The following is a 24,961-nucleotide window of genomic DNA, read 5'->3' on the forward strand; positions in this document are numbered from 1 at the left end:
ACCTCATTTGGGTTTATTTAAGCGTTTCTGTCACATTGCCGGCCAACTGGAAGATGCCGATCACCACCAGAATCATCATGATTCCCATGGCCATCGAGGACACCCCAATAAGCGACTTCGCGATGGCCTCGACACGCTGGAGCGTTTGCTCCAGCCAACGGTTGGAAAACCTTTCCATCGATTCGGCGAAGCCTTTGCGGGTGGCGAGCACTTCAAGAAAATGCATGGCCATGGGGTCTGGAAATTCATGGCCAGCAAGTTTCAAGGCGGTACCGAAGTTTTTGCCGGCACTGACACCGTAATGGATGGCGCTCAACCGTTCCTTGAGCCACGGAGATGCGTTGCGCTGCAGCGACTTCAATGCGTCGAGCTGGTTGATGCCTGAGCGCAACATCACGGCCATGTTGAGCAAAAAGATGGAACCGTGAAGCGCCTTGTAGACCGACCAAGGGGGAAGGCGCTCTGCTCGGACTCTCAGGACCTGGAGCAATTTGTTCAACTGCAGCTTCCATGTCGGGCTGGCGGCCGTGATCTGAAGTCCGCAAAACACCGGCAAGGTGAAGATCGATACGAGGATGAAGATGACGGCCGCGATCAGGGTCACCAGTCCGTAGTGGGTCACGAAATTCGATAGGGCGTAGAGAAACGCCGGTACACCCGTCCAAGCTTCGGGGTTAGACCGACGTGTCATGGAAGGCACCATCCACGCGGCGATCACATACAGCAGCGCTGCCATAACGCTCCACACCACCGAAGGGTAAACCGTGGCTGAGGCCACCAGCTTGCCGATCCTCTGGCGTACTTCAATAATCCTCACGCAATCTCTAAAGGCCTGCACCAGGTTGCCGGTCTCTTCCCCGGAAGCGATCAGTGAGTTTTCGTCATAAGGCACCCAGCCTTCGCATGAAACGCTGAACGACTTTCCTCCTTTGACCGATTGCGCGATTTCACGACAGGCAATCGATACAGGGTGGCGTTTCTGGCCGTTATCACTGAATGCTCGCGCAACAGTATTCAGGGCATCTTCAAGTGAAACGCCATCCCCGTGGATGCCCATAAGGCTTTCATAAAATTGGATTCGCTCGTTCTTGCCGAACTGTTTGGCGTAGAAGGTTTCTGCCCAGCGGTTTAGCACCGCTCTGACGTCACTCAGCATGGGCGAGCTCCAGGGTTTGCCGGTCAAAGTCCAACGGCCCCACTATCATTTCGGCGTGACGTGGATCTACCAAACCTTGTTTGAGCTTGAGGATTGTGTGGGCAGTTTTGGTGATGCCGCCCATTTCCTTCACCCAGTAACGACGTGCTGCACTGGCCCCTTTCTTATTGAAAACGTGCATGAAATTGTTGTCGGCGATGAGCGCCTCCGCGGCTACTGTACGATCAACGACACCCAAACCTTTGCAGTGTGGGCACCCAGGGCCTTTGAGGTAGGTCAGGTCGACCGCGTCCAGGCCGCGCAGGCGTTGCACCAATGCACCGTTGAGCTGGTCCAGGTGAGCTGCGGCAGGTACACAGCAGTGAGGGCATAGCACGGGAAGCAAGGACTGATTGACGATGCTGGTCATCAGTGCGGGATCTGTCACGAGGTAGCGGTCTACCCCCATGTCGATTAGCCGCTGAAGCCCTGCCACTGAGTTATTGGTGTGCAATGTGGAGGACACCAGGTGCCCGGTCATCCCACCACGGAAAGCCGCTTGGGCCGAGGCCAGGTCTCTGATCTCCCCATACATCAGGACGTCCGGATCGAGTCGCATCGTGTTGGTGATGCCGTCGCTCCAGGTTTCTCCTGCGCCTAAAGGGGACTGGTTGGCCATGATTGGATATTCGGGCGGATCCTCCATGGTCAAAATGTGTTTTGTGCCACCACACTCTTCATAGAGCAGGTTCAGGTTGACCTGCTGAGTCTTGGATTTGCCGGAACCTGTAGGGCCGGTGACCAAGTTCACGCCATAAGGAAAGCTGCGGATACGGCTAAACGCCTCAATTTGCTCGGGTAGAAAACCGAGAGCCTCAAGGGTCATTTTGGTTTTGTCGTCATACAGCAGACGCAGAACCATCAAAGGACCCTCTACGAGCGGTCTGGTGGCAACCCGGGCACCGAACAGACCAAGTTGATCCACGTAGGATCGTTTTATACGTGCGTCCTGGCTGACTTGTGGCTGGTAGTGGTCTTTCGCAACATCACACATGCTGTTGTAGAGGGATGAGCAGAGTTCAAGGCCCACCTGACTTTGATGCTGCTCTGCCTCCCACAACAGCCCGTGAATGCGAAAGAAGATCTTGGTGATGTCGTGGCCCACCACAAAGTGAACATCGCTTGCATTATCCCGATGTGCCTTGCCAAGCAGTTGTACCACCTGCGCCTGGCGTTTGGTCTCGGTGGTCGAGAGGGCTCTGCCATTGGCGTCGTCATTCGCCTGGTAGAGCGCCTTGATCGTGCTCATCGAACAGACCTTGACTTCAAACTGATGATTTTTGTGTTCTAACTCATCCTCGAATGCCATGACATAGGGATCGGTTTGATGCTGGGCGGACACGTACAGGATTCCATCGCTGGTCAATGCGCACAGCTGACGTAACTCCGGTTTCAGCTCGAAAGATCCGCCAGGCGCAGTGAGCAATTGCTGATGCGAATTCAGCAGCGCAGCAGCGGCCTCATCGAGGACTGGTTCCACTTCAGTTGGTATTTCAGTCAAAGTCGTCATTGGCTCGTACCTTCACCGTTGTCCTTGGATCAAACCGGGCAGCATGGTGGCTGACGGGGTACTGCTGGAGACCGAGTTGTGGGTGCTGGAAGCGCCTCCCGGTGGAACATTGGAAAACCCGAGGGGGAAGCGCTTGCCATCACGTTCCAGTGTCACGCTGTCCAGGGTGAGGTTCGCCACGCGGTAGCCTCCTGGGAGTTCCCGCGCAGAGGCGTCTGCGTCCACTTCGAATCCGCTGCTGTAGAGCAACGTGGCACGAAGTCGCCTTGCAGAGCCGAATATGGCTTTGACGACAGGCAGTTCTTGCTGGGTATCGGTAGCGCGTGTGGCGGTAATAGGGGGTGGGAGTAGGCCTTGAGGTACGAATGAGGCTGAAGACTGAGCGGTTGAATGGTTGTCTTCGCCATTGATTGACCGCTCAGCTGCTGCTCTCTCAGCTTGGGCTTTAAATAGAATTGTCTGACTTTGAACGATAGCCAGCTCCCCGACATTGATGCCTGAGAGATTGGCTTCTGCCGTCCAGCCCAGTGATGGAGCGATAGCAATTGCCGAACAGAGAAAACGCACAGTTTTATTTCGCATAGAGGTCACCTGTCACTGTCCAACGAAGATGGCCAGTCTCATATTTGGTCTTTATTTCGCTCAGCCGTAGGCCTTGAGCGGGTGCACCCGTGAGAGCGTCCAGCGGCGTTATTCCAGTCTCGTAACGCACCTCAAACTGTCTCCACTGAGGAGGTGGCGGTGGAGGTGGCGCAGGTTGACCTGGCACTGCGGGCTTTACTGGAACCACCACAGGGATTTCCTTGAATGTGGGTTCTTGCGAAAACTTGTGTAGCCAGGATGACAAGTTCGCCAACATCTCATCAGTCGGCTTGAGAGGTTCGTCACCAGCAGCAGGTAGCGATATGTCGATTTTTAGGAGCGCCAGAGATTTGCTTTCGTCAAAGGCTGGCCCGCCTGGGAAATGTCCCTGGGTTGCTTTGATGAGGTTGTCAGCCGTGCTGTTGCCGGAACGCTTGTATGAGGAAACCACCTGGGCGCCGTTGCAAAGCGCGTCTGTGAATTCCCATCCCGCAATAGAAAGCGGCAGTTGATAAATAACGCGGCTGCATTGCTCCAGAAAGTCGTCGACATAAGGGCGTTTAGCCCAAGGGTGCTCCAACGCCTGGGGCAACTGTTCGACGCCAGACTCTTGCTGCAGCCTAGCTAACTCTGCCAGGCGAAGTTGTTCAGCCTGGAATGCTGCTTCTTTGGCTATCCGGTCCTGATGACTCTGCCATTGAAGCCAGCCGATGATGCCGGCAGCGATCAGCGCACCAACAATCGTCAGTTGCACCAATTCTGCTTTGGATAACCCAAAGACAAGTGGTCGAAGTCGGTACTCGCGTTTCAAATGCGAGGGTTGCAGCAGCTCTTCCACGTCCAGTGGTTGACCACCCATTTCAAACTCTGTGGGTAGGTACTCTTGGTCGAAGTTGATACCGCGACTGCGTTGCTGAACGACTCTACGACGAACCTCGGCACCGGTGCCGATCATGTCGCACCCGGAGATCACACCTCCTTGATACACCGCGACAAGGGCATACTGGTCGAGGTCAGCGTCCGTTCTCCAGGCCGCAATCCACGAGTCTCCCAATTGACCAGCGAGCGTCGCTGCGAGGGAATACATGCCTTTGGTGACTTCGTCGCTGCGCGCAACGAAACCAGCCTGAATGATTGCCGATGTTCTGCGAATGGCGACGATATCTAACTGGTGTTCACGGCCGTACTGCCTTGCTTCCTTCATGTGTCCAGTGACACTGCCCAATGGATGCCAGCGTAGGCCTGTGACGAACGATTTTCCTCTGTGCTGCAGCACCTGCACGCGCGCCGAGCGAGTGCTTTTGGCGATCTCCGCGACCATGGCTTACCCCTTGAATGCGCTGCAACGCAGCAAAGGGCTGGGGCAAGAGCCCCACGGATCGTTGGCGGCTGGAAAATTCAGGGCGCTCGGGCTGCCAGTGTCGCTATCAACAACAGGTGTAATCAGCACGACCAACACATTGTGCTCGGTGTTGCGGATGCGACTACCGCCCAGGCCGAAGAATCCAGGATCACCGACACCGGATTTGGTCGCGTTTTCGCTGTTCTCCTCAAAGCCCGTCAGAACCAAGGTTTGGCCGCTACGCAATTTGACTTTGGGAGACAGGTTCTTGGTGTCGTAATCGGCGGTTTGAACGCTGGAACCATTGCTGGTGAAGGGGGTGAAGGTGGGTTTGCTGCTCATGCTCAGGGTGATCATGAGCAGCAGATTGTCCTGATCAATAATCCGAGGAAGCAACATCATGTTGAAACCGCTGGTGATCGTCGCCGGAGTCAGTGAGGTTGACGATCCGACAGAGGCCGTCGTGGTTGTCGAACTTGAGGCGATGTAGCTTTGGACATTGCCGATCTGGATAGGGGCCGGTTGCAAATTGAGCGTAGTCACCGACGGCGAACGGACATTTGAAATTCTGCCCTGCTCCGACAGTGCCTTTATGATCAAGTTAGATCCCGCCCAGGGCGACCTGGAGGTGTCCAAGATGCTCAGAGAGCCTGAGACCGCATTTGCGCCAATGCCCGTTGTGGCATTTTTAAGGGAGAAGCCCCACTTGTTGTTCAGGTTGGTATAGACCGCGGTCCAGTCCAGACCATTCTGGTCCTTATCGCTGAGGGTCACCTCGAAGACTTTGACGTTGAACAGCACCTGGCGCGTGATGCTGCGGTTGATCGAGTTCAAGTATTTCGAAACGTTGGAAAGGACTTCAGGACGGTCGTTCACCGTCAATGTCCCTGTTGATCGAGAAAGGAACATACGACCCTGCGGCTGCTGGCTTAGCATTGCTTGGACGTTTTTTTCGATATCTCCGATCAGTGATGTCTTGATTGAGACGGTCGTGCTCTGGTTACTGCCAGACTCGCCCGAAGCGCCAGATGATGAAGATCCGCCGCCCCCTCCGGAGCTCCCACTGCCAGTGGAGGTCAGCAAACCGGATTTCACAGTGCTTTCGATGACCTGATCATCACCAAACGCCCAGACATCGAAGGTTTTGGTATCGAAGTAGGTAACGTGCACGCTGCGATCATCGGATAAATAGTTCCATGCCAGGCCCTGTTGAGCGGTCACCTGATTCAACAAACCAGAAAGCTTGCCGCTGTACTTAACTGGGAATGTACGAGTCGCAAAGAGCCCATCCATACCCGTAGATCGGGCGTTGCTCGGCATGTTGCCGATGACACCGGCTGGCATGAAACTGGACAGGTTATCCGGTGATGCCATAACCGGTGGCGTATTAGATCCTGCGTTACCTTGATTGCGAGTGGATAGAACGCTTGGGTCGATCGCATCTGGAGCCACGATGACTGGAACGCCACACTCGCTCGTGATGTAGTTCGCGACCTCTGCGATCCCAACGTTATAAGACGGGCGATAAGTAATGTCGCAATCCATGGACAGCGGCAAACCGCGCTTGGCGACCATGGGTTGTTTTGAGACCCATGGCTTGTCGCTGAATACCACGGTTTCGCGTGCAGGCTCTTGTTGCTGATTGCGAAGGAAGCGGCTGTATTGAGAGGCGGTCGCTGCGTCGTTTTCGGCACGGCTGGCCGACTCATTCACCCGCTGCAGTGAGCAGGAACTGATCAGAGTCATGATCAGCAATGAGGCTGTGCCTCGGATCCAGAGGCCTGCAGTCATCATTTTTTCCTCTCTGCGATGTAAAGCACCAACTGTGCTGGGCTGCCGTCTACGACGAATGAGCGAGGGGCTGAGTCGTACAGCGGAAAGATCTCTTTGATAGCCTCCTCAAAGCTGCCCTCAAACCGAAGCGGGGCGTCGATGGGGTAATCCAAGTCGTCGACCTTCCAAATTAGCGTCCACTTAGCCCTTGCTGCCCAGGCTTCTACGGTTTGCCGAAGGGTTGAGCCAGTGGTCGCCGTCCATATCTGGGCCAGCGGCTTTGGAGCGGTTACCACTGCGGGAGTAGGCTTTGGCGCGACTGAGGTACTTGGGGCAACGTGTCCAGACTTCCCAATGCTTGCAGGCTGAGTGGTGGAAGCGTTAAGCGCCGAGGTGACTGACGGGCTCGCTTTGGTTTTCCCGGAAGAGGTCGTAATAGAGCCATCCTTGGCGGGCACTGCTGGGGTAGATACTGGGGTTGCAGCTGCTGGTGCTGCAGGAGCAGTTTTTATCGGCGCCGGTGAGGGCACGGCGACGACAACGGTACCGGGCGTTTCGCCGCTGGTAGTGTTTTTCGGAGTCGCTGAAGCCAATGGAGTGGAAGGTGCGGAGGTAGCGGCCACTTGCATTGGAGCAGTGCGCGATGATTCCGGGAGCTGGTAACCAGGGCGCAGCACGTAACACACCTGGCGATTCACTTCATCCACCTTCACCTGCCAGGCCGGACCCGCGAGCACTTGCAGCGTGTTACGCAATGTCATTGGCCCAAGCTTGTACTGGGCCGCTGGGAGTGGTCGCGTGTAAAGGATGTTGACGTGACCGGTGTCGGGCGAGCACAGCGTGTAGCCTGAACGATCCACGACGTATTGCATGGCATCGCGCACATTGGGGTGCATGTTGGCAGGAATGCTGATGTCAATGATCTGAGCCATCAGGTCACGCTGACCCGAGTCAGGCAAGGTACTGACCAGGGTGTAACGCCCGTATCGCACGACCGGTTCCTTCTCAGGCACGGCGCCGCTAGGGTAGAGGTCCGGCGTCAACATGTCCGGGTTACGGCTGCTATCAAACGCCGGCTTAGGCGTCTGTGGCGTGTGGGTTGCGCAACTGGCGACGAGCGCGAGCAGGGAGAGTGTGGTGAAGTGCCTGATCATGTGCCGAAAGGCCCCCTTTGATGATGGAGGCACAGTGACAGCCGGTCATTGGTGGCGCAGCAGGAAATAGAGAACTGCGTCTTAAGGTTTTTATGCGAGCGCTAAGCCAAGCCGTCCGTCAAAACATTGTGATCCTCAGTCTTGGAGAAAGCCTAATGAATTGCTCACAAGTAATTCACGAGTTCGGATCTAGCGTTGGCCGCTGCATCCGGCTCTATCAGGTCGCTCGCTAGTTGTCGTTTATCCATCAGCATTTGCCATAGCATCTGATCAATGGTGTTCTCCACCAGCGGGATTTTCACCACAACCATTCGTAGCTGCCCATTCCGGTAGGCTCTATCCTCAGCCTGATCCTGTAGTCCTGGCGTCCAGGGCAGCCCGAGGAACATCACATAGTTGGCAGCCGTCAGGTTGTTGCCGGTACCAGCGGCAGAGGTGGTCGCTGCGAACACTCTGGTGTCAGGATCACTTTGAAATCGGTCGATCGCCTTTTGGCGTTTGCCTATGGAGTCACTGCCTACCACGGTAACGCAACCGTGTCCGGCCTCCTCGCACTGCGCACGCAGGGTGCTGACCGTGTCCTTGAACTCACAGAACAAGATGACTTTGTCTTCCACATCCAGTTCGCACAGCAGCTCCATGACGACCCGAACCTTCACCTTTTCCAGCAATTGGCGCAGCGAGCCTAGCCTGGCCAGACTTGGTCTGTCTTCAAGGCGTATCCGGTCGTATTCACGACGTTCCTCGACTGAAAGCTCTACCGGCAAAGTCTGACGCTGCTTGCCCTTGAGATCTGTGAGCACGTCTTTACGTCGACGAAGCATCCAGTCGCTAATCGCATCTCGAAGATTCTTGCGAAATTCCGGGCTGCCGGCGAACTGTTCGCAGAACTCCTTGAGTGACAGCTTTCCAACGGGATGGCCGGAAAGCCGCAATAGCGTGTGAAGTTCTGACTCTCGATTCAGGACGGGTGTACCGGTCAACAAATAACGATTGGCAACCTTGGCTGCAATGTCGAAGCCATGGCGCGTCCATGCAGCGGTGGGCTCTTTCAGACGGTGAGCCTCATCGATGATCATTACTTCAAAATGGCCGGCCTGCAGGACATAGTCGCCCAAGCGCTCGTAGTTGACGATGGTCCACTGCAACGACGGATCAAAGACCTGCTGACCTATTCTGGCTTCGGGATACACCATCTGGATTTCACGTTGCCAGTTGATAATCAGAGTCGACAAAGTGATGACAAGGATGGGGCGGTCTCCCGCTCGAATAGCGGCAGCGATGATGGCCTGACGTGTTTTTCCAAGGCCCATATCATCGGCGAGCAATGCACTGGTCCGTTGCAGCAAATGCCGGATGCCCGCTGGTTGATGGCTGAGCAATGAATAACTCGCCAGGGCCAGATCGATTTGTTCAGTGGTGAACTCGGTCCGCTCGATGGATGGCACAGCGGCAAGGTAAACGTCGGTTGAAACATCTTCGTTGCCAGACGGAGCCGCGCGCTCTTGGGGCGGACCTCCGAGGCTGATGCGAGTTACTTCATCTGCGGGAACAATAGATCCGTCGGTCAGCAGCTCCTGCACGGTGTCGAGGATCTCGAACTGATCTTCAGAAAGCCCCAGCTCAAGTATGAGGTTTGAGCGCACCAGTTCGGCGGTCGAATCAATGCGCCAAGACTTGGACTGGCCAAGGAACACGCCGTGCATACGGCGAGATACAGCAACGGCTCCAGGGTGATAGTCGCCAGACAACAGAATGCCCCCCTGAGCCAGTGGAGCAATTCTGAAAGTTAAACCCCAGGTGAATGCTTGCCGGTCTGGTGATTGTTGCGCGTCTGCAAATTTTGCGGAGAAGGTCTGCCAGCTCTCGTTGAAACGGCTTTCGGTCAACTCCATCAGGCGGTGAAAGAGCAGATTCAGGTCGTCCAATAACTTGCCTTTCGGCAATCGCCAATATCGATGATGTGGATGCTCCGCACGACGGATGTAGAAACCATCACGCTCAAGAAACAGGCGGTTGGCCCCCTCGACGTACTGCAGCAGGATCCCGAAGTCATAGCCGTCGAAGGTCACCTTTTCGACCAGTTCCTGCCGGCCGTTTATGAGACGCGGACGGCTCATGTTCTGCTCAGGCGCAGGTTGATCCATTCCGCAATTTGTCGGTCAGAGAACTTCTCCAGCTTCGGCGCTAAGAGGCGCAGTCCCAACACCGATTGTCTCTTCTGTTCGCTCACCCATGACCTCCTCTGCAATTTCGCAGAGGAATGTCAGGTATAGGCGCGGTCGGCTTCCAGGGTTAATGCGTAACGGCGTTGACGGTGATTTGTATCGACAATGGCAGAGGTCAACCCCCTCTGGGTTTATTGAGATCGGGTTTGCCATTCAAGTTTGGAAAACTCACCTTGCAACCATTCGATTTGAAGCCTGTGCAACCCCAAAAGTCATAGCCACCGTCCCCTTTTTTTTGTCGCCTTGCGAGGGGCTGATTGCACTTGGGACAGTTGAAATCGCCGCCTGCTTTGGCTGGGCGTGGAGCTGACGCCATGGGCACACTTGGCATTCCACGTTGCTGAGACAGTTCCTCTTCCAAGCGCCTATGCAGGCGTGCAACGACAGCTCCATAGGTGTCTTGGCCCTGGGCGATTTTGTCCAAATCGCGCTCCAGCTCCCTCGTAAAATCGAGCTCCACGAAACTGAAGAACCCTTCCAGCTTCGCGATTGTTTCCTCCCCCAGCGGCGCCGGTACCAGCTTGCGGCTTTTTTCCTCGATCATTCCTTTGCTGGTGATGTTCTTCAAGATCGAAGCGAACGTACTGGGACGACCAATACCGCGGCGCTCCATTTCCTTGATTAGACTGGCCTTGGTGTAGCGGGATGGCGGCTGAGTTTTCTTCTTCAGCAGTTCTCCGTTGTGCACAGAGAGGATCTGTTTTGGTGAGAGTGCAGGAACTGGGTTGCTCGCTGCTGCATCTTCCTCATCATCTGTGTCATCGCCTTTGAGCAGTTTCCGCCACCCAGGATGAAAAAGGGTTTCACCAGTTGCATTGAATCGCAGAGCCTTACCATTTGGGCCAACCGCGAGCAGTTTTACAGCACGCACGTCGAATACCGCCGCTTCGATCTGGCTGGCCAGCGCCCGGACCCAAATCAACTTGTACAGGGCGAGCTCCTCGTCGTTCTCACCAGCTTTTGCATCAGCCCAATGCGTCGGGGTAATAGCGGGGTGGCCTTCCTGCGCGCCTTCGGCGGCCTTGAATGTACGTCGCTCGCCGACGGTCTTCAACCCGATGGATCTAGCTACGGTTCTTATATCCTCCATGGCCTCGTCTGGTACGTTGGGATTATCCGTCCTGTGGTAGGTAATGACGCCTTGTTCATACAATCGCTGAGCGACTTGCATGGTCTTGTCCGGGTCCCATTTCAAGGCGTTGCTGGCTGCTTGTTGAAGGGTGGAAGAGATGAAGGGCGCAGGTGGGTGGCGCTCGGCCTTGCGGTCTTCACAGGACTCGACGACGACATTACGTGTGCCGGCGACGAGTTGGGCCAGGTTGGCATCTTGAACGTAAGGAAAGTCCTTGCTCGCGAAATCCGGTACCGATTGCCAATCTGCATACCAGGTGGTGCCCTGATTCATATCCACAAAGTTCAGACGCACACCGAAGTGGTTGACTACCTGAAAGTTGCGGATCTCGCGCTCGCGCAAAACCACCAGGTATACGGCAGGCGATTGCACGCGGCCTGCAGAGGTGGGCTTGCCCATCAGTCGGCGTAGCTCCTGAGTCACCAGGTAACCCACCAAGCGATCAAGTACACGCCGGCATTCTTGTGAGGCGACTCTGTTCAAATCGATTTGGCGAGGATTGGCTAGAGCCTCTGCGACACGCTTGAGGGTGATTTCATTGAAGGTTATGCGTTTGTAGGATTCGACCGCCAGTACCTGCTGGATGTGCCAGCTGATGCTTTCACCTTCGCGATCCGGGTCGGTTGCGAGGTAGATTTCATCGGCCTGTTTAGCTGCGGCCTTGATGGTCCGCACGGCCTTGGCGCTCTTATCCAGGATCTCGTACACCGGTGTGTAATTTTTACGGACGCCTGTGGTGATCATGCTGTCGTCCTGCCCTCTGGCCGGCAAGTCACGTATGTGCCCACCACTGGCAACCACCTGCCAGTCTTCGCCTGGGCGTAGCTTCTTCATCATTGGCTGGAGCTTTTTCAGCTTACCAGGTGCCTCGATGATCAATAGCTTCACGGTGTGACCCTCTCAATTAATCAGAGCGGGACTGTTGCGTCAGGCGGGTAGGGCTTCAATAGGAAATGGTCAATACGTAGGGGAGGGCATTATGCGGCTATAGGTCCAGCGATAGCTGCTGTGACTGGGCAAAGCCCTTTAGCCACGATGCACGCATAGCGGGGTGTTGGTAAGGGCAGTCATACACCCGTAGCCCTTTCCGCGCAGCGGCCGCACCAGTGGCAATAACCGTCAGGTGAGGGTTGTTGGAATGTCGCTTGTCAGAGGTTTTAGGCAAGAAGGCGTTATCACCCATGCCGGTTGCTCCTCGATGCTCAAATTAATCTACCAGCAGATCCGCGCATGGCGCGATTTTTTACGGGAAATTGTTGTAGTCAGATGCCGGGGTGTCGAACCAATCGGCGGCCCTTAGCCAATGTACGAAGAACTCGACAGATTGACCACTTCGACGTTGCAAATCGTGTAGATCGCCATGCAGCTCAAGATCCTCAGACTCCTCATCCCAGTTGAAAAGTTCGAAGTAGTTGGTGTCGTAGCGATCAGGATTTAAAAGCTCTTGTATGAATCTTCGTGCGACAAATGAGCTCATGTCACTGTAGTCATTCGCCCAGACGTCTTTATCACGCCAACCAGCTTTTATCCAGGAGGCGAGTTGAATGTTATCGGTGATACCGTAGTAGTCTGCTGCGTTTACGTCGCTTTCATCACAGTACCGCCAGTACAGCCGCCCCAAAGTGGGATGATCCGCAGCCACCAGAAGCCAGCCATCTGGACACCTCACCTCATCATCGTCCCGCATTGTCATACACCTTAAGGCTTCACGGTTGGGGAGGGAAAGACGTTGAGGGTTTCCCTCCACCACAAGTTTCACGATTGGGGGGCCAAAATTAAGCCCCTGTAATCAGAACGGACGGTCAGGGTCCGGGTATTCGTCGAAATCAGGCGCAGGCTGCGGACTGGATTGATCACGTGACGTGCTGCCTTGGCTCTGCGAAGTTGACAGGGTCACGCTCGCAATCCTGTGCGGCAAGATGGCGACCCGCGAGGCTTGAACCTTCAGAGCTGCATTTTCCTCACCATCTTTTTCCCAGCGATCCATTACGGCTCGGCCGGAAACGATCACGCGCATGCCCTTCTGAAACAGGTGCGAGTAGTGTTCAGCATCTTTGTGCCACCACTCGACGTTCGCCCAAAATCCCCCTCGATCTTCGTATCCGCCTTTACCGTCCGGAATCGAGTTGTCGAAGTAGACGTTGGCCCGCATTAGCCTCCGTGGGTCCTTGTTGCCGTTGGCGAACTCTTTGAATTCCGGGGTGGAGCCGATATTGCCTTCCCAGCCTTGTACGGGTGTGGACATGAGTGTTCTCCGACGTTATGGATGTTACGTTTGATTGGTGAGCTGCTGCAGTCGAGCGGTGTACATGGCCTCTGCCTGGCCCATTTTTTCGGCGCACTCGGCGGCCTGTTTGGTAATCGAGTGCAACAAACTCATTTGCATGTTCAAGGTGATGCGCTGCAGCTCCATCACGTAGAGGTCCTGCAGCATGGATTCCGGTGTTCTGGGTGAGCTCATCATCTCTGCCCAAACTCCCACGCCCATCCGACGGTCCGTCACTTTCTGCCAGCGTAGAAACTGGGTACCGGCTTGGGTGTTCTGTTCAGTGAGTCGCACTGGAACAAGGGTGAATGGATATTGGCGTGCCTGGCTCAGCACTTCCTGGGCAAGTGCTTTCAACTCCGCTTCTTGAACCCGGCATAGATCGGCAAATTGGCTCAGCTCCCCCTTACCTTTAAAAGGCTTTAAAAGGCCTTTTAGTGAGGCAGCCTGTTGCAGTCGCTGAAAGGCTTCCTGTTGCAGTGGCCGGAAGGCGGTCTGTTGCAGCACGCCGTCTTCTGAGGACGTCTGGCCCATGACCATCAGCCTTCCTCGGTATCATCAAAGTGATCATTCACCTCGGACTGCTGTTGGCCGCGAATGATGGGGGGAGCAAAATTGGAGCGGCGGGTGCCTTCCAGGATGTCCTGCGGCAGTTCACCGTAGCGCTCGTACATTTTGCGGGCTGCTTCAGCCTTGGCATTGTTGGCGGCGAAGTCATCGCGTGCAGCGCCGGAGTATTTGTAGATCTGGGCCAGACCAAAAAGTCTGCGCAGTACGGCTGCGCCTTCATCGATCCAGGTTTCCATGTCATGACGACCGACCAGACCGACGTGCTGGGCCAGCAAAATGCGCCTGACAATTTCGTCGTAGTTAGTCAGCAGGTACACAGCCTGGAAGCCGAGTGGATTTGCGATATATAGAGGGAGGCTGACAGGCTGGATGGACAGATTCTCGCTAATGCTGATGGCCGGGGGGAGGGAAGCCATGGCAGTGTCGAGACGATCTTCGATGGTTTTGAGTGCTTCCTTTGAATCCCGGATTTTCTCCTCCAGCTGGATCATCCACCAATCTGAATACGGATCATCCTGCTGGGCGCCACGTGACATGCGATTGACAACAGTACAGAAGCCCGACAATCCGATGATGCCAACCTTCAAATCATTTTTTGGGCGCCCCATCCAGATCCGTGCAGCATGATGCGTGTGAAGGGTGAGCTTCACATCGCTGCGTAGTGAGCCAATATTGAGCCGGTAATTGTCAGCCATGGTGCAGTTATTCCTTGGAAAGAGGATTGACATGGCCATGCTGCAATTGAGCTGCTATGCACGCAGCAATAAATCCATAGTCAGACGGAAGGGGATTTATTGACGCAGTTATATACAAATGTCCGTGCGTACCACTCGGACTGTTGCTGCCATAGCTGCCCGCCATTTCTGAGTAACCGTGACCTATTGAATATTGTTGGCAGTTATGTGGGCCACATAGCTTCGACCCGGCATTGAAGTGAGCCATCAATGGTCGACCATGTCCTACTGCATATTGTTGGCAGTTATGTGGGCCACATAGCTGCGACCCGGCATTGAGGTAGACCATCAATGATCGACCATACCCTAATGGATATTGTTGGCAGTTATGTGGGCCACATAGCTGCGACCCGGCATTGAGGTAGGCCATCAATGGTCGACCATGTCCTACTGCATATTGTTGGCAGTTATGTGGGCCACATAGCTGCGACCCGGCATTGAGGTAGACCATCAATGATCGACCATACCCTAATGGATATTGTTGGCAGTTATGTGGGCCACATAGCTGCGACCCGGCATTGAGGTAGGCCATCAATGGTCGACCATGTCCTACTGCATATTGTTGGCAGTTATGTGGGCCACATAGCTTCGACCCGGCATTGAAGTGAGCCATCAATGGTCGACCATGCCCTACTGCATATTGTTGGCAGCTATGTGGGCCACATAGCTTCGACCCGGCATTGAAGTGAGCCATCAATGGTCGACCATGCCCTACTGCATATTGTTGGCAGCTATGTGGGCCACATAGTACCGGACTCATGGTTGCGCGCTCCGCTGAGGCTTCAGCAGGTTAAGCATCTCGCTCAGAGTCTGGTTGGCGGTTTGTATCGATTCTGGATTACGTGGAATAGCCGCCACTTTTGCCGGTTGCCCAACTTGCACGGTGCTTGAGCCCGTCGACGGACTTCCAGCGCTCACGTGGCCGAGACGTGGCTTGTCCTCCGGTTTCCAGTTGCTGTTGAAGTCACCTCGTACCGCCGTGGCGACAAGCGTCATCAGATACCCCAAAGGGTTTCGCACGCTTCCCGTGTCACATCGGTGCACCCATTGCTTGATGAGTGCAGGTTTCACCTCTGGAGGGACTTTCTGCAACGCCACTAGGGCACTCTGTTTCTGATCTGCGGGCAGCCGTTGCAGGGCATCCAGGAAATCTGCAGCCGTATCATCTGACCTGGGGGGTACATGTACAGAGTTTTTACAAACATCTTTGTTTGTATCTGTATACGTACTATATGAGTTCGGATTCCGAACTGAGTCCGAACTCAGTGATTTACGGCTGAGTTCGGATTCCGAACTCAGCTCAAAAGCGATTCGCTTATCGTTGGATTCACTGAGTTCGGATTCCGAACTCGGGGGGGAGACAGCTATATTTTGCTGAGTTCGGATACCGAACTCGGGCGCAGTCAAACGCTGAAGGGCTGTTGGCTGCACCCATGACTGACTGTTCAAGCGAGTTTCGATGATGTTCAACCGAGTTGGTAAGCGCTCACCTACCTCCGGATCCGCGGCGAACTCCTTCCAAGCAATTTCAGCGACTTCTCGAATCGCCTTGGTCTGATGCTCCATAGATTGAGCGAGTAACTGCAGATAGTCTCTGTCGAACTCCAGTGCTTCACCGGGTGTTACGGGTTCATCGTGAAGGAGGTAGACATTGCCTTGAACCTGACCACTGAGGTCATTACGCACTCGACGACCCAGGCTGAGCCAGCGAGTGAGGCGAAGGGTGACTAAGGCTTTAGATACGGTTTCGCGGGACGCCGGTCTGCCGGGTAGCATGCCCAGATATGGCCGTAACTGCTCATAGGTGGGGAACGCCGTCAGGCCGTCGTCATTAATCAATAGGCGGAAAACCTGCCAGGTGTTTCGTTCAAGCGGAGACAGTCGATCATCCAGAAGCAATCGACGAGGAACTGTCTCATGAGGGTTACCGCTGAAAATAATGCCGGAGTAGGGCGCTGAGCCCTCAATCCCCGGGGGCGTCGACTCTTTTTTCTGACGCAGATGAGCCTCAAGATACCCTGATGCAGAGTCCAGAAGTGTCGAGAAGGGGAGCCTGGACAACTTCATAGATCGTTGTCACCTTGCTCCAAAGTCATTACTGGTAGAGACCGCTGATGGTTGCTCGTTGATGACACCAGTTTTAAATTCTTTGTAAATCCTGCGTTTGGATGCGAAGGCGGATAAAGACCGTCTCTGATCCAGGACTGAACGCGGTGCCAGATAATCGCTAGGCTGAGATTTTCCGCACCTTCAGTTGAGTCGGCGCCCTGTGGGGCAATGAGCTCTTCTGCCACCAGCATGGCCACGTCCAGCAACGCGAGGCTGTCATCCAGCTCAACCTGATGCTCTTTCATCAGGTGGGTCCAGCGGTACCAAAGCTGAGCATCCATTTCTTCGCTGAACTCTCGCCACCGGCCACGGCGTGCTGTTACGCCAATCACCAGGCGTTGTAGGGCCACGTCTTGGGGGGATAAGCCAAAGAACTGTTGCAGCATCTGTGTCGTTGCCCCCAATCGAAGAGCACGTTCAATCATGCGCACTTCTTCGTCAGAACGTTGTGCCCCGGTCAGCAGCTTCTTCACCATGTCTCCATCAATCGTGACGCTGCACCAGGAAACAGGAGTGTTGAGTAGTAAACTCAGCACTGAGGGCTGTTGAAGCTGGGCCAAAATTTCGGGCTCCAGTCCCATCTCAATACAGCGCCGGAGTTGGCCGTTGCGCATGTGGTGCAGCACCTGAGACAGGATGGCTTCATTGATAGGTGTTTTGGACATACGACTCTCTCCCTGCCATTGACCAAATCAGCTAGGTAAACTCGGATTGTTGGCCATTAACTTGATTTCTAAGTCGATCAAACGTCGTGCAAGACGAATGATTCGAAACAGCTTCACCAAGGCGCCATCGCCAAGACGATTCTCGTTTTCTGGGGGTTGATCTTTGGCATAGGGTTGACCTAACAGGATCTGGCCGAGGCCTGCAGCAAATTCAAAATCGGCAAGTGAGCCAGCCTGTTCAGGCTGTTGCTGAATCATCTTCAACGCGATGGCGATCGACCCACTCAGTGACTGGAGCAGCGTCAAGGTATGCTGGGCGGTAGCGGTGACTTCAACGTCTTCAGTTGGATGGCGATAGCTAAATCCCACGCCTCCGTCGAGGTCTTGGAATTCACCTGGTGCATTTACTGAGTTCGCCACCTCACGCGCCAACTGAGCAATATGCTGACGCAGGGTGACGGGATTATCGATCTCGCGTTCGATGTACCAGAGGTCAGAAATGGGATTCAGACCACCGGCTTGTACCGGGATGGCTACCAAAGAATTGGCTGCAAAATCAGGCAGTATTTCCCCATCAAGCGCCGCGACTTCGCGCTTCATCTTTTCGACCCTTGCCGAAGTCGACACTGGACTCGCAATGTGCCCTTCCAGACGGTTCTTCTGCTCCTCAGGGCTCATCTGCTCCAAGGGTGGTGGCGCGAGCTGCTTCTTGATTGGCTCTTTGCTTTTTTGTTGTGTAGTGCTCGTTTGAATCGCCTCCCCGGTTTGGGGGGAGGGCGATTGTTGTACCGGGTTTTGAGGGTGAACGTCACTGCTCTCGGTCGAGCTACCACCCTGCGGAACACCGCTTAAGGTTATGGTAGGTTGAGGTAGTTCGAGTATCGGTGTGGATCTGCGCAATTGGTCCTGATTCTGGGTAATTTCCAGCAGAATTTTCTCGTACCCAAGATTCAGTGGCTTTTGCAGTTGCGCAATCAACTCGTCTTGAAACCGCTGAAACAGAAACTCTTCCGCATCTCCCTCAAACTGAGACAGAACGTCTTGGAAGACTGTCTCGAACTCAAGAGGCGGCTCCTTTTCTTGTTGCTGATAATTACGTTCCCAGCACTGAAGGGCGGTTTTCCTCAATCCCAATAATTTTATAACGCGGTCAAATCCAAGCCCGGAGTACAGCATTGCAGGAATTATGGGAAGCAGGTAACGGATAGCATCCTGCATCCGGCTGATATGAGGCTGAGAGATCGGATACCCGTCAGCTTTTAAACGTCGAGATAGCTCACTTTGAGATATCGACTCGCCAGCTTCTTCCTCATAAAGTGCTCTTGCCTTATCGACACCAATTGCCCGCTCGATGAAAAGAAGCTGCCCCTGCAGATCGTTTTCGGCCAAGTGGCCGGTGAGAGAAATAATCTCCCCACGGACTGCATCCCATGGACGAAACAGGCAGTGGAACCTGAAGAATTTCTCGTCCCCGGTCTCACGATACAATTCGTTGAGAATCGCGAGTCGAGTGTTACCACCGTTCCTGATCCGGAACTTCTCCTCACCTGGCTTACGGGTCACGGGCGGTGGCGTATCCAGGCCACGCTGACGGATCGACTCTTTGATGTCGTCGTACTTTGGGTTGCGCGTGGTCCTTGGGTTTTCGTCATACGGCAGCGTCTCGTCCAATGTCAGCAACATCGGTGTGTCGACGATGGGGTCGCTCAAGCGAGCGGCAGCTGGCGACTTGGATTCAAAGCCAGGAAGCTGCAGCTTTTCTTTCATGCTCTGGGCCAATGACGGTTTCATACTCTTGCCCCAGCTTGCTCATTGGCCGGAGCTGCAGCCAACAGTTGGTCAATGATCTTGTGGGCTCGATCCAAAGCGGCCTCAAGCCCTGCGGTCGCTTCAAGGCGGTGAACGATTTCCGAGTTCATTGACCGGGTGTTTTCACGTGCCTGCAGTGCGATTCGCTCGCGCATCCCGTCAGGAAGACGGACTACGAATTTTTCTTCGAGCTGACGTTTGGTTTCATTGCTCATGGCGTTCTCCATTACTTATCGGGCAGGGTTGTGTTCAGCGACGTTTCAACTGATCACTGAGTTGGGTAGGTAAACCTTTGATGGTGAGCGTGCTGGAAGCCTCGTCGTACTCGATCTTGTCGCCCAGCAGGTGCGCCTCGAAGCTGATGGACAAGCCTTCGGCGCGGCCGGTGAAACGGCGGAACTGGTTGAGGGTGCGCTTATCCGCCGGGATTTCCGGCGACAGGCCGTAGTCCTTGTTGCGGATATGGTCGTAGAACGCTTTTGGCCGATCTTCATCGATCAACCCCGACAGTTCTTCCAGGCCCATGGGTTCGCCGAGCTTGGCCTGGCTGCTGGCGTAATCCACCAGGGTCTTGGTTTTCTCGCGGGCGGATTCGTCCGGCAGGTCTTCGCTTTCGACGAAGTCGCTGAAGGCCTTGAGCAAGGTGCGGGTCTCGCCCGGCCCGTCGACGCCTTCCTGGCAACCGATGAAGTCGCGGAAGTACTCCGAGACCTTCTTGCCGTTCTTGCCCTTGATAAACGAGATGTACTGCTTGGATTGCTTGTTGTTCTGCCACTCGGACACATTGATCCGCGCCGCCAGGTGCAATTGCCCAAGGTCGAGGTGGCGCGACGGGGTCACGTCTAGCTCGTCGGTCACCGCCACACCTTCACTGTGGTGCAGCAGGGCGATGGCCAGGTAATCGGTCATGCCTTGCTGGTAGTGCGCAAACAGCACGTGGCCACCCGTAGACAGATTGGACTCTTCCATCAATCGCTGCAGGTGCTCGACTGCGTCCAGGCTAAACTGCGTAAAGTCCTGCTTACCGTCGAAGTACACCTTTAGCCAACCACTGAGAGGGTATGCGCCGGACTCTGCATGGAAGAAACCCCAGGCCTTACCTTGCTTTGCGTTGTAGGCTTCGTTGAAATCGGACAGCATATTTTCTAGGGCTTGCGACTTCGCCAATTCGTGTTGGCTGGCATGCAGGACCGCAGGTGTGCCGTCGAGCTTCTTGTCGATCAAGTGAACGATGCAATGACGAATAGGCATTAGATGGCTTCCTGAGTACGTTGAGATTGAGTCCGATCAGCGCGACGAAGTCGGGCCTTAGCGTTGAGGCCTGAGCGGTGATCGCTTGAGGTCGATGAGGTGTAAATGGACCCAAGTCCAGCTTTTGTGAACTTGATGTGGCCACCGTGAGTTCGAGAGACGGTCCAGCCGTTTGCCTCAGCAAACTCCACCAACTGGCGAAGGTTTTCGTGCTGTCCACGTAAGCGGCTGACAGTCATTGATCAACATCCTTGTCTGCCAGAACATTGCCCGCCTGAATCGCAATGATTTCAGCCTGGTCACCAGGAAACTTGGTACCCAACTCATGTAGAAAATGACGTGTTGCTTCACGAGCGCCTGGCACGCGAAATACAACGCTGCAGTGTTGAACCGGCTCTGGATGTTGCAGGTGGGACATCACGGCCACTTTCAAAGAGCAGCTTTGGAGATGACGGGGTACCCAAATCGACCAGAAGTAGCTTGAGAGCAGCGCTCCTGCGCAGAGCAGTTCGACGGTGAGCGTTGAACTTGCTGTTTCGGATACCTCGATGTAGCCGAGCTGCTGAAACTCAAGAAGATCGCCACGCATACTCAACGGGACTACTGTGCTGTGGTCACGAGCGAGGCGACCAATAGCTTGAGCAAGAGCGTCCAGTTCAACGGGATTGATCCCTGTTTTATGAGCGTGAACCACGGCCGAGGATTCGAATCCTTCGCCGGCATGAATGTTTGGGAAAAGCGAGGCGTTACTGTGCATCTGGCACCTCCAGAAGCTCCTCGATTTCATAGCTATTGCAAGTTGGGCAAATCAGCACGTCCACTTCACCGTCAGTGGAGGCCGGTACAGCTCCACTCACCTGATATTTCGGATGGTGACTGTCACAATGACGGCACCAATGAGTGATGGCAGGAATGTTTTTCATGGCTGAACTCCTTGCCAGCCACTGCTAGCACTGAGATTTGCAAAACGTGTTTGGTGTGGAATGAAGGCGGTTCGCACCGTTCCGGTCGGGCCATTACGAGCCTTGCCGATGATGATTTCTGCAATGCCTTTGTGTTCGGTCTCCGGGTGATACTTCTCGTCGCGGTAGACGAAAAGAATCAGGTCAGCGTCCTGTTCAATGGCGCCGCTGTCACGCAAATCGGCGTTTACTGGGCGCTTGTTAGGGCGGCGTTCCAGTTCCCGATTGAGCTGAGAAAGGGCGACTACAGGGCAGTTCATCTCCTTGGCCAGCGCTTTAAGTGCTTGGGAGATGGCGCTGATTTCATTCGCCCGGTTTTCTTGACCTGGGCAGCGCATGAGTTGCAGATAATCGATAAGGATCAGGCTCGGGTGGCCGAACCGGCGAGCCGCACGGCGTGATTTAGCCCTGATTGCACCAGGTGTAAGACCTGATGAGTCGTCTATGACCAAGCGCTCACCGTAGCTATTGATGCGCGAAACTGCGGCGGTCAGTTTCGGCCAGTCTTCGTCATCGAGCTTGCCCTTCAAGAGCTTGCCAAGGTCGAGATGGCCAAGGATAGCCATCAGTCGATAGAGCAGCGCTTTAGCGGGCATCTCCATGCTGAAAACCTGGACGGTACGATCAGGTTTTGCCTGCAGCGCTGTATCCACAAAGTTCAAGGCCAGGGATGTTTTACCCATCGACGGACGTGCGCCGAGGATGATCAGGTCAGCTTCCTGGAATCCAGATGTCATCTCATCCAGGTCGTCCAGGCCTGAAGGCACACCGGTCACCACTACATCACCATTGAAGTGCTCATCGATTTGTTCGACGACCGCCGTCAGGCACTTGTTGATGTTGACGAATTCCGATGCGCTTTTACCTTCCCCCAGGGCGAAGAGTTGCTGCTCGATGGATTCCTGAACTTCCGTGGCATCTGCCTGCGGATCTGTAGCTTCGCGAGAGCACTGATAGCCCAGTGTCATGAGCTGCCTGAGCTGAGAGCGGTTACGTACGATGAATGCGTAGTGCTCTATGTTGGCCACTGACGGGGTGTTTTTTGCTAATTCGCCGAGGTAGGCTAGGCCACCCGCTTCGTCGGGATTCTCCAATGCGTCATGTATGGTGACGATATCGAACGGAATCGCCTTGTCGGCCAGGCTAGCAATTGTCCCGAATAGCAACCGATGGTCGTGCCGAAAAAAATCGGAGTATTCCAGTTTGTCCGCGACGAGATCCCAGGCGTTATTGTCGAGCAGTAGCCCGCCTAATACGCCTTGTTCGGCCTCGACGGAGTGGGGTGGAGATAGGTCGAGATGATTCATTTCAACCGCCCCTGATCTATCTGCATAAAGCCGCTGCCGGTAGCTGCACCCAGAGCTTTGACCATGTCCACTTCGACCTTGGCCGAATTGATCATCACCTGCGCAACTTCGGCCACGGCTTTGGCGCGATCGATTTCCATTGGCTTGTCTGGATCCAGCAGGCCTTCAATGGCGACGAACAGGTGATTGCGAAGATCCTCAATCTTGTTTTTCATGTTCAGCCTCACGAATGGTGCGCTTGAGTTTGCCGACGGCGCGGATTACTGACTTCAGCTCTTCCGGATAGCGATGGATGGTGTTGCGGCGCATACGCTCCGCTCGTGTGAGCAGCTCAAGATTGTCGAGAGCGATGTGGGCCTTATTACCGTCCTTGAAGCACACGCAATGGTTGATAGGAACGGGACCGTGGTGCTCTTCCCACAGCAGGATGTGCACACCTTGCCAGTCAACTGGTGGGTAACCGGTGTCAGTGATTTTTCGTTGTTGATACCCATCGGGTGTTGTGCGCAGGCTGCCAATCGGGAGCCAGTTCTCAGGCTTATTGCCTGCCTTGAACTGTGTTGTTGCCATGCGGCCGACGGAGGGGAGTCCCTTGACGCCTTTGTTCCAAGGGGTCATTCCCTTGGCAAAGCGGTGCACCGTGCCTGACCTGCCATCAAATCGACCACAGAGATTGCTGTTTAGGAATTCAGCGCTTTTGGATAAGCCAAGACGTTTGGCTTTGGCATAAACCTGATAGGCGCTGAGACCGAATTCATCGGCCAGGGCCTGGGTAGTTTCGTTGGGATAGCGGGCAATGAGCATGCGCTCCTCAGCCTCACTCCAAATATGATGCTTTTGAACCGGCACCAAACCCAATCGGGAGCGCGCGTGCTCCAAGGTAGCCTTAGCCAGAGGGGACAGACATTGACGTGTCATTGGCCACCTCCAGAACTGAGAGCGGTGTGGGTCGTTTTACCTACCCCGTGATGAAGTCGAACGTGTTGCCCTTGATTCCAACCTGCGGTCAGCGAGCCGGTATCGTGGCCTTTGGCTTCGAGGGACTGGATCTCGAAGGTTTTCAGCATTGGATGGTGGTGTTCCAAGTAAGCGCTGATAGCTTTGCTTGTTTCACTGTCCATTGAGCCGGCGAATTCAGCCACTTTGTAACTCACGGCGTTTATCCAACCTTCGGCGAACAGGGCACCTCTACGGCGCTTGGTTTTAAGTTGGCATCGCTTTTGTTGGGCTACATGCCCACGGCGTGCTGCTACCAATTGGTGATGCAGTGCGGAGTACGCATGCGCAGCGAGCTCTGGCGAAATACCTTTGCCCAAGAACTTGAAAGACCAGCCCTGTAAAGGGTTGTAGTAGGCAATGTGTTGGCAATCGAACGCTCGCGCACACGTCTGAGCGAGCAGGTGAAGCCAATCTTGGGGAGCTCGGCGGGTATGTGTGGCAACGCTCGCTTCATCAACCGTGTGAGCCGCAACTTCGATGTCCTCGAGGTTGTACTGTTTCATCAGGTTTCGGGCTTGGCGAAGCGCTGTTTCAACTTCATTAAGCGATGCACCGTTGGAGTTGGCCAGTGCAAAGCATTTAGCAACTTTTTCAAGAACTCGTTGCTTATCCATCACTCATCCCCTTCCTGCTGGGCACGAGGGGAGAGCGCCTCTGACCAAAGACGCAATGTTTCCTCTTCATCCACTGAGAGATAAACCCGGGCGCGACAGTCCGAAACCTTCTGTTTCAGCACATTGAGACGGTCCTGGACGCTGGAACCATCGTCGTAAGCAATTTCCTGCTCGATAGCTTGCACAACTTCATTACGCAGAGAGAGGACCGTGCTTATCCAGAACGCACTTGGGCTGGTCCAACCAATGAGCTTTCGTGTGCGGGCAGGCGACAGGTAGTCACGGAGCCTGAGATTGAACTCACCAGGGGAATAACCATTCCTGAAAACGTCTGCGCGATTGAGGGTAAGCGCGGTTTTAAGAATCTCCAGGAGAGGTTCCAGAGCAGCTGGATCAGGGACAAAAGGTTTCAGATATGTATCAGCTACCAGTCGCTTCGCTTCTGCATCTCGTGCTTGTTGACGCCGCTTAGCCACGCTTTCGTCGCGGCCGCGCTTCTCCTTTGCGTGCTTTATGTTCGAATTCAACGACTCGATGAGCTTCGCGGCGTCCTGCAAAAGCTGACGCTGTTCAAAGCTCAAATGAGCACCAATACGGCCGGGTAAATGTGTTCCGCTTGTCAGAGAGTGGATGTCACGAGCGGTACCACTTAGCTTGGCTTGCAAGTTGCGCAATTGTTGAGCGCTGTAGTACTTGCCAATCTCAAGGATGACGTCTGCAGTAATGCTGCGAGCATCGGTGATAGAGGGCTTCGCCATC

At 54.7% G+C, this 24,961-nt stretch carries 26 protein-coding genes; all 26 read right to left on the reverse strand.

Annotated elements, in window-relative coordinates; translation table 11 throughout:
• Positions 1-13: 13 nt before the first annotated feature.
• Positions 14-1,156 carry a type II secretion system F family protein gene (locus PspR76_RS04575; RefSeq protein WP_159954154.1) on the reverse strand — a complete coding sequence of 381 codons (1,143 nt, stop codon included), beginning with the start codon at positions 1,154-1,156 and terminating at the stop codon, positions 14-16.
• The gene (locus PspR76_RS04580; RefSeq protein WP_159954155.1) at positions 1,146-2,705 is read right to left on the reverse strand and encodes a GspE/PulE family protein; all 1,560 of its coding nucleotides are present in this window, start codon (positions 2,703-2,705) and stop codon (positions 1,146-1,148) included. The genes PspR76_RS04575 and PspR76_RS04580 overlap by 11 nt, the downstream gene beginning before the upstream one ends.
• Positions 2,706-2,717: 12 nt before the next feature.
• Positions 2,718-3,287 (reverse strand): type IV pilus biogenesis protein PilP, encoded by a 570-nt coding sequence (gene pilP / locus PspR76_RS04585; protein ID WP_159954156.1) that lies wholly within the window; start codon positions 3,285-3,287, stop codon positions 2,718-2,720.
• Positions 3,277-4,608 (reverse strand): type 4b pilus protein PilO2, encoded by a 1,332-nt coding sequence (pilO2, locus tag PspR76_RS04590; protein ID WP_159954157.1) that lies wholly within the window; start codon positions 4,606-4,608, stop codon positions 3,277-3,279. Before pilO2 ends, pilP begins: the two co-directional genes overlap by 11 nt.
• A gap of 3 nt (positions 4,609-4,611) precedes the next feature.
• Positions 4,612-6,420: a PilN family type IVB pilus formation outer membrane protein gene (pilN, locus tag PspR76_RS04595; protein ID WP_159954158.1), complete on the reverse strand. Its 1,809-nt coding sequence runs from the start codon at positions 6,418-6,420 to the stop codon at positions 4,612-4,614.
• Positions 6,420-7,556, reverse strand: a complete 1,137-nt coding sequence (gene pilL2, locus PspR76_RS04600) for a PFGI-1 class ICE element type IV pilus protein PilL2 (protein ID WP_159954159.1) — start codon at positions 7,554-7,556, stop codon at positions 6,420-6,422. The genes pilN and pilL2 overlap by 1 nt, the downstream gene beginning before the upstream one ends.
• A 164-nt stretch (positions 7,557-7,720) precedes the next feature.
• Positions 7,721-9,676 (reverse strand): DEAD/DEAH box helicase, encoded by a 1,956-nt coding sequence (locus PspR76_RS04605; protein WP_159954160.1) that lies wholly within the window; start codon positions 9,674-9,676, stop codon positions 7,721-7,723.
• A 223-nt stretch (positions 9,677-9,899) separates the two neighbouring features.
• Positions 9,900-11,804, reverse strand: a complete 1,905-nt coding sequence (gene topA, locus PspR76_RS04610) for a type I DNA topoisomerase (protein ID WP_159954161.1) — start codon at positions 11,802-11,804, stop codon at positions 9,900-9,902.
• Positions 11,805-11,901: 97 nt separating this feature from the next.
• On the reverse strand, positions 11,902-12,099 hold the full coding sequence (locus PspR76_RS04615) for a CrpP family ICE-associated protein (RefSeq protein ID WP_159954162.1): 198 nt from the start codon (positions 12,097-12,099) through the stop codon (positions 11,902-11,904).
• 60 nt (positions 12,100-12,159) lie between these two features.
• On the reverse strand, positions 12,160-12,603 hold the full coding sequence (locus PspR76_RS04620) for a hypothetical protein (RefSeq protein ID WP_159954163.1): 444 nt from the start codon (positions 12,601-12,603) through the stop codon (positions 12,160-12,162).
• Positions 12,604-12,705: 102 nt separating this feature from the next.
• On the reverse strand, positions 12,706-13,161 hold the full coding sequence (locus PspR76_RS04625; protein ID WP_159954164.1) for a single-stranded DNA-binding protein: 456 nt from the start codon (positions 13,159-13,161) through the stop codon (positions 12,706-12,708).
• A 24-nt stretch (positions 13,162-13,185) separates the two neighbouring features.
• Positions 13,186-13,716, reverse strand: a complete 531-nt coding sequence (locus PspR76_RS04630) for a DUF3158 family protein (protein ID WP_159954165.1) — start codon at positions 13,714-13,716, stop codon at positions 13,186-13,188.
• Positions 13,717-13,721: 5 nt separating this feature from the next.
• Positions 13,722-14,447: a PFL_4669 family integrating conjugative element protein gene (locus PspR76_RS04635; RefSeq protein WP_159954166.1), complete on the reverse strand. Its 726-nt coding sequence runs from the start codon at positions 14,445-14,447 to the stop codon at positions 13,722-13,724.
• A gap of 795 nt (positions 14,448-15,242) precedes the next feature.
• Positions 15,243-16,553 carry an STY4528 family pathogenicity island replication protein gene (locus tag PspR76_RS04640; RefSeq protein ID WP_159954167.1) on the reverse strand — a complete coding sequence of 437 codons (1,311 nt, stop codon included), beginning with the start codon at positions 16,551-16,553 and terminating at the stop codon, positions 15,243-15,245.
• Complete coding sequence (locus PspR76_RS04645; RefSeq protein WP_159954168.1) at positions 16,550-17,260, reverse strand: DUF2857 domain-containing protein; 711 nt, start codon at positions 17,258-17,260, stop codon at positions 16,550-16,552. The genes PspR76_RS04640 and PspR76_RS04645 overlap by 4 nt, the downstream gene beginning before the upstream one ends.
• 27 nt (positions 17,261-17,287) lie before the next feature.
• Complete coding sequence (locus tag PspR76_RS04650) at positions 17,288-19,051, reverse strand: ParB family protein (RefSeq protein ID WP_159954169.1); 1,764 nt, start codon at positions 19,049-19,051, stop codon at positions 17,288-17,290.
• Positions 19,048-19,284: an Arc family DNA-binding protein gene (locus PspR76_RS31470; protein WP_020303012.1), complete on the reverse strand. Its 237-nt coding sequence runs from the start codon at positions 19,282-19,284 to the stop codon at positions 19,048-19,050. Before PspR76_RS31470 ends, PspR76_RS04650 begins: the two co-directional genes overlap by 4 nt.
• A gap of 34 nt (positions 19,285-19,318) precedes the next feature.
• Positions 19,319-20,320 (reverse strand): nucleoid-associated protein YejK, encoded by a 1,002-nt coding sequence (yejK, locus tag PspR76_RS04660; RefSeq protein ID WP_159954170.1) that lies wholly within the window; start codon positions 20,318-20,320, stop codon positions 19,319-19,321.
• On the reverse strand, positions 20,320-20,559 hold the full coding sequence (locus PspR76_RS31190; protein ID WP_159954171.1) for a type II toxin-antitoxin system HicA family toxin: 240 nt from the start codon (positions 20,557-20,559) through the stop codon (positions 20,320-20,322). The genes yejK and PspR76_RS31190 overlap by 1 nt, the downstream gene beginning before the upstream one ends.
• The gene (locus PspR76_RS04670; RefSeq protein WP_159954172.1) at positions 20,556-21,077 is read right to left on the reverse strand and encodes a hypothetical protein; all 522 of its coding nucleotides are present in this window, start codon (positions 21,075-21,077) and stop codon (positions 20,556-20,558) included. Before PspR76_RS04670 ends, PspR76_RS31190 begins: the two co-directional genes overlap by 4 nt.
• The gene (locus tag PspR76_RS04675) at positions 21,067-21,243 is read right to left on the reverse strand and encodes a hypothetical protein (RefSeq protein ID WP_159954173.1); all 177 of its coding nucleotides are present in this window, start codon (positions 21,241-21,243) and stop codon (positions 21,067-21,069) included. Before PspR76_RS04675 ends, PspR76_RS04670 begins: the two co-directional genes overlap by 11 nt.
• Positions 21,240-22,589: a replicative DNA helicase gene (gene dnaB / locus PspR76_RS04680; RefSeq protein ID WP_159954174.1), complete on the reverse strand. Its 1,350-nt coding sequence runs from the start codon at positions 22,587-22,589 to the stop codon at positions 21,240-21,242. Before dnaB ends, PspR76_RS04675 begins: the two co-directional genes overlap by 4 nt.
• Entirely contained in the window at positions 22,586-22,804 is a 219-nt protein-coding gene (locus PspR76_RS04685) for a hypothetical protein (protein WP_119737117.1), read from the reverse strand. The genes dnaB and PspR76_RS04685 overlap by 4 nt, the downstream gene beginning before the upstream one ends.
• A complete protein-coding gene (locus tag PspR76_RS04690; RefSeq protein WP_159954175.1) occupies positions 22,788-23,507 on the reverse strand; it encodes an HNH endonuclease signature motif containing protein in 720 nt (239 codons plus the stop codon). Before PspR76_RS04690 ends, PspR76_RS04685 begins: the two co-directional genes overlap by 17 nt.
• A complete protein-coding gene (locus PspR76_RS04695) occupies positions 23,504-24,202 on the reverse strand; it encodes a DUF2786 domain-containing protein (RefSeq protein ID WP_174245589.1) in 699 nt (232 codons plus the stop codon). The genes PspR76_RS04690 and PspR76_RS04695 overlap by 4 nt, the downstream gene beginning before the upstream one ends.
• Positions 24,202-24,960, reverse strand: coding sequence for a hypothetical protein (locus PspR76_RS04700; protein WP_159954177.1), 759 nt, complete (start codon positions 24,958-24,960; stop codon positions 24,202-24,204). The genes PspR76_RS04695 and PspR76_RS04700 overlap by 1 nt, the downstream gene beginning before the upstream one ends.
• Position 24,961 lies beyond the last annotated feature (1 nt).

This window comes from Pseudomonas sp. R76 (assembly GCF_009834565.1).
Taxonomy (GTDB): Bacteria; Pseudomonadota; Gammaproteobacteria; order Pseudomonadales; family Pseudomonadaceae; genus Aquipseudomonas.

Bases quoted from the DNA above. Each gene is read 5' to 3' on its own strand.
- PspR76_RS04695 (WP_174245589.1), bottom strand. From the start codon at position 24,202: ATGGATAAGCAACGAGTTCTTGAAAAAGTTGCTAAATGCTTTGCACTG.
- PspR76_RS04670 (WP_159954172.1), bottom strand. From the start codon at position 21,077: ATGCACAGTAACGCCTCGCTTTTCCCAAACATTCATGCCGGCGAAGGA.
- PspR76_RS04630 (WP_159954165.1), bottom strand. From the start codon at position 13,716: ATGGGCCAGACGTCCTCAGAAGACGGCGTGCTGCAACAGACCGCCTTC.
- PspR76_RS04675 (WP_159954173.1), bottom strand. From the start codon at position 21,243: ATGAAAAACATTCCTGCCATCACTCATTGGTGCCGTCATTGTGACAGT.
- pilP (WP_159954156.1), bottom strand. From the start codon at position 3,287: ATGCGAAATAAAACTGTGCGTTTTCTCTGTTCGGCAATTGCTATCGCT.
- PspR76_RS04635 (WP_159954166.1), bottom strand. From the start codon at position 14,447: ATGGCTGACAATTACCGGCTCAATATTGGCTCACTACGCAGCGATGTG.
- yejK (WP_159954170.1), bottom strand. From the start codon at position 20,320: ATGCCTATTCGTCATTGCATCGTTCACTTGATCGACAAGAAGCTCGAC.
- PspR76_RS04640 (WP_159954167.1), bottom strand. From the start codon at position 16,553: ATGAAGTTGTCCAGGCTCCCCTTCTCGACACTTCTGGACTCTGCATCA.
- pilL2 (WP_159954159.1), bottom strand. From the start codon at position 7,556: ATGATCAGGCACTTCACCACACTCTCCCTGCTCGCGCTCGTCGCCAGT.
- pilO2 (WP_159954157.1), bottom strand. From the start codon at position 4,608: ATGGTCGCGGAGATCGCCAAAAGCACTCGCTCGGCGCGCGTGCAGGTG.
- PspR76_RS31190 (WP_159954171.1), bottom strand. From the start codon at position 20,559: ATGACTGTCAGCCGCTTACGTGGACAGCACGAAAACCTTCGCCAGTTG.
- PspR76_RS04625 (WP_159954164.1), bottom strand. From the start codon at position 13,161: ATGTCCACACCCGTACAAGGCTGGGAAGGCAATATCGGCTCCACCCCG.
- PspR76_RS04685 (WP_119737117.1), bottom strand. From the start codon at position 22,804: ATGAAAAACAAGATTGAGGATCTTCGCAATCACCTGTTCGTCGCCATT.
- PspR76_RS04650 (WP_159954169.1), bottom strand. From the start codon at position 19,051: ATGAAACCGTCATTGGCCCAGAGCATGAAAGAAAAGCTGCAGCTTCCT.
- PspR76_RS04645 (WP_159954168.1), bottom strand. From the start codon at position 17,260: ATGTCCAAAACACCTATCAATGAAGCCATCCTGTCTCAGGTGCTGCAC.
- PspR76_RS04620 (WP_159954163.1), bottom strand. From the start codon at position 12,603: ATGCGGGACGATGATGAGGTGAGGTGTCCAGATGGCTGGCTTCTGGTG.
- pilN (WP_159954158.1), bottom strand. From the start codon at position 6,420: ATGACTGCAGGCCTCTGGATCCGAGGCACAGCCTCATTGCTGATCATG.
- PspR76_RS31470 (WP_020303012.1), bottom strand. From the start codon at position 19,284: ATGAGCAATGAAACCAAACGTCAGCTCGAAGAAAAATTCGTAGTCCGT.
- PspR76_RS04700 (WP_159954177.1), bottom strand. From the start codon at position 24,960: ATGGCGAAGCCCTCTATCACCGATGCTCGCAGCATTACTGCAGACGTC.
- dnaB (WP_159954174.1), bottom strand. From the start codon at position 22,589: ATGAATCATCTCGACCTATCTCCACCCCACTCCGTCGAGGCCGAACAA.
- PspR76_RS04690 (WP_159954175.1), bottom strand. From the start codon at position 23,507: ATGACACGTCAATGTCTGTCCCCTCTGGCTAAGGCTACCTTGGAGCAC.
- PspR76_RS04615 (WP_159954162.1), bottom strand. From the start codon at position 12,099: ATGGGTGATAACGCCTTCTTGCCTAAAACCTCTGACAAGCGACATTCC.
- PspR76_RS04575 (WP_159954154.1), bottom strand. From the start codon at position 1,156: ATGCTGAGTGACGTCAGAGCGGTGCTAAACCGCTGGGCAGAAACCTTC.
- PspR76_RS04605 (WP_159954160.1), bottom strand. From the start codon at position 9,676: ATGAGCCGTCCGCGTCTCATAAACGGCCGGCAGGAACTGGTCGAAAAG.
- PspR76_RS04580 (WP_159954155.1), bottom strand. From the start codon at position 2,705: ATGACGACTTTGACTGAAATACCAACTGAAGTGGAACCAGTCCTCGAT.